This window comes from Nostoc sp. 2RC, from assembly GCF_014222165.1.
Classification (GTDB): domain Bacteria; phylum Cyanobacteriota; class Cyanobacteriia; order Cyanobacteriales; family Nostocaceae; genus Nostoc; species Nostoc linckia.
This window is the reverse complement of the sequence record NZ_JACKZU010000583.1, coordinates 1-3,028: the sequence shown is the minus strand read 5'-3', so window position 1 is coordinate 3,028 and position 3,028 is coordinate 1. Positions and strand designations below refer to the sequence as shown.

Below are 3,028 nucleotides of genomic sequence, written 5' to 3'. Positions count from 1 at the left end.
GTATTGCCCCCACCCCCCCACTCTCCATTCCTAAAAAACTCGTGATAGAACAACAAAAGCAAGAACCAGAAATGCCATATCTCACACGCATCCAAGTACTGGGAGCGATGGGAGCCACTGCGATAATTTTGCTGATAGTCGCTAAATTGTGGTTGTATTTTGGCAACTTTTCCCTATTTTCGTGGAATTTCAACGAAAGAGATTTGCTGTTGGGTGTAGGATTGGGATTTGCCATCACTGCATTAAGTGGCTTAACTTATCGCCTTTGGAGTTCCTACCGTAAAAGTGCAGATTTTTATCTAGAAGTAATATTAAAACCTTTAACTTTGCCAGACTTAATTTGGTTAGGCTTGCTACCTGGTTTAAGTGAAGAATTATTATTTCGGGGCGTGATGCTGCCAGCTTTAGGTTTCGATGATTTAGCTGTGATTGTATCTAGTCTTTGTTTTGGCGTCTTGCATTTGAGTGGTTCTCAACAATGGCCTTACGTAGTTTGGGCAAGCATTGTTGGCATCATATTAGGATACAGCGCCTTGCTCACTGGCAACTTATTAGTACCTATTGCCGCTCATATCATGACGAATTGGATTTCTAGTTATATGTGGAAAATTTGGGAATTGTCGAAAAGTAAAAAATAAGATATTCGGAGATTATAGTCATTCAGCTATAACTAGAAAATATAATTTCTTGAACGCTTACCTACTAAAGAAAAAATTGCCATATGAAATTATCAATATATACCCATCTTAAATTCTAGCTTGGTAACTAAATCTGGTTGCGATCGCTCCAACGCTGACTCAATACAGTTAGGGAAAAGGGAAAAGGGTAAAGGGTAAAGGGTAAAGGGTAAAGGTTTCAAATACATCCTTTACCCCTTAACCTTTTCCCAGGCCACAAGCAAAGTTCATACTGTTTATCCAAACCGTATTGAGTGCTGGCTCATATCATGTCCGCATAATTAGGATCTGCTGAATAGGTTTGAAAGTCTTATATTCTGTGCTTTTGAGGTTTTTCAGTCGCACTCAAGTGCAAGAAAATAAAGCTATAGGAATCCTATTTGATTTTTGAACAAAATTCCGTACACTTTACTTTTTTATAATCCTGTTGCCTATTCCCTATTGCCTCTTGCCTGCCTATACAGATCAGTTCATTAATCAAATCGGACTGCTATATAAGGCTTAAAAACTTTGCATTGCTTATTTGTTGGACTCTAAAAAATGGAAAACAATCAGGATAAAACTGTTCCCTATTAAGAGTTACCTACCACCACCAAAGGACTTTTTCAGCAACCCCTAATTAGTTCTGATTCCCACAACCATTGCACCCCACCCCTTAATCCCCTCCCCGCAGGCGGGGAGGGGAGACAAAGCGTAGCTTTGGCGGGGTGGGGTTTTTCGGATTTAATAAGTAATCAAGCGGACACGATATCATCCAAAAATTAATTTTGATCAGCACGTATTGACAGCAACTAGGAATTAGTATTAGCTGCTGCCAGGGCGATGGCCATTGGTAAAATCCGATGTTCTTGAATTTGAATTCTGGCGTGCAGTGTTTCTGGGGTATCATCCGGTAGCACTGGTACTGCGGCTTGCATCAATATAGGGCCGCTGTCCATTTCTAAACAAGCAATATGCACAGTACAGCCAGTGATTTTTACCCCAGAAGCCAAAGCTTGTTCTACAGCATTAATTCCCTTAAAACTAGGCAATAAACTTGGATGTATATTAATAATTTTGTTAGGAAAAGCATCAATAAATACTGATGTCAACAGTCGCATCCACCCCGCCAGAATCACCCATTCGACATCATACTGCCGTAATGTCTGCACAATTTTCTCATCAAACTTTTCCCGGCTTTTATACTCGCGGTGATTCAGCAACACAGCTTCTATTCCGCGATTTGCTGCTTTGACTGCTGCTTTTGCTGTGGGGTTATTATAAATCAAAACTTGAATTTTGGCATTTAGTTGTCCATTTTCAATCGCTTGGGCAACTACATCAAAATTGCTGCCATTTCCAGAAGCCATAACTCCCAGTTTCAAAGGAGTATCTTGTGGGCGGACATTGTTAACGCCGGGAGAAACCAAGCTAGGGGTACAATCAGGGCAAAGCGTCATAACAGCAAAAAGGGAAAATTATAAATGCCAAAAACATATAGTAAGTCTTGGTTGGACAATGATACAGTAGCTGCTTGGATTTTTCTCACACCAGCACTGATTTTACTAGGTGTTTTTATCATTTGGCCCATAGCTTATTTGTTTTACCTGAGTTTCACCGCCGGCAGTTTCACCTCAAAGGGTATTTATTGGATAGGGTTAAAAAACTATTGGCGCTTGTTATTAAATTCTGACTTCTGGCAAGTTATTGGTAACACCATTTATTTTACTGTTGCCACCATTATTCCCAGTTTAATTATCCCCTTGGGATTAGCAGTGCTATTAAATCGCTCCTTAGCTTTGCGGGGAATCTTGCGGAGTGCTTATTTTTTACCTTCAATTATTTCTCTTGTAGCTGCTGGCTTAGGATTTCGCTGGCTGTTTCAAACAACGGGGCCAGTGAACGGACTGTTAGATTTTTTTGGTATTCCAGCCGTACCTTGGCTGGGAGATATATTTTGGGCAATGCCAGTACTAATTTTAATGAGTATTTGGAAACAAATCGGCTTCAATATGGTGGTATTTTTAGCTGGGTTGCAAGCAATTCCCCTTAGCCGTTATGAAGCAGCAGATTTAGATGGTGCCAATGCTTGGCAACAATTTTGGCATATTACATTACCCGGATTGCGTCCCACTGTTGTATTTGTCACAATTACCACTGCAATTTTTACATTGCGGAGTTTTGAACAAGTTTATGTCATCACTGGCGGCGGCCCCTTGAATTCCACTAATTTGCTGGTTTACTACATTTATCAAGAAGCCTTTGCTCAATTTGATTTTGGCTATGCCGCCGCCGCCGCAACGGTGTTGTTAGCGGTGACTTTAGTACTGGTATATTTGCAGTTACAAACTTGGGGAGAGGAGTAGGGGGAG

At 40.7% G+C, this 3,028-nt stretch carries 3 protein-coding genes; 2 read left to right on the top strand and 1 reads right to left on the bottom strand.

Features of this window, described 5'->3' with window-relative positions; genetic code table 11:
- Window positions 1-41: 41 nt before the first annotated feature.
- Window positions 42-638: a CPBP family intramembrane glutamic endopeptidase gene (locus tag GNE10_RS33380; RefSeq protein WP_185570338.1), complete on the top strand. Its 597-nt coding sequence runs from the start codon at window positions 42-44 to the stop codon at window positions 636-638.
- An 830-nt stretch (window positions 639-1,468) separates the two neighbouring features.
- Here the strand turns inward: GNE10_RS33380 and purN are convergent.
- A complete protein-coding gene (gene purN / locus GNE10_RS33375; protein ID WP_185570337.1) occupies window positions 1,469-2,116 on the bottom strand; it encodes a phosphoribosylglycinamide formyltransferase in 648 nt (215 codons plus the stop codon).
- 24 nt (window positions 2,117-2,140) lie between these two features.
- Here purN and GNE10_RS33370 point away from each other — a divergent pair, with 24 nt between their 5' ends.
- Entirely contained in the window at window positions 2,141-3,022 is an 882-nt protein-coding gene (locus GNE10_RS33370) for a carbohydrate ABC transporter permease (RefSeq protein WP_185570336.1), read from the top strand.
- The last annotated feature ends 6 nt before the right edge of the window (window positions 3,023-3,028 follow it).

Coding starts and splice junctions, on each gene's coding strand:
- purN (WP_185570337.1), bottom strand. CDS start 2,116: ATGACGCTTTGCCCTGATTGTACCCCTAGCTTGGTTTCTCCCGGCGTT.
- GNE10_RS33370 (WP_185570336.1), top strand. CDS start 2,141: ATGCCAAAAACATATAGTAAGTCTTGGTTGGACAATGATACAGTAGCT.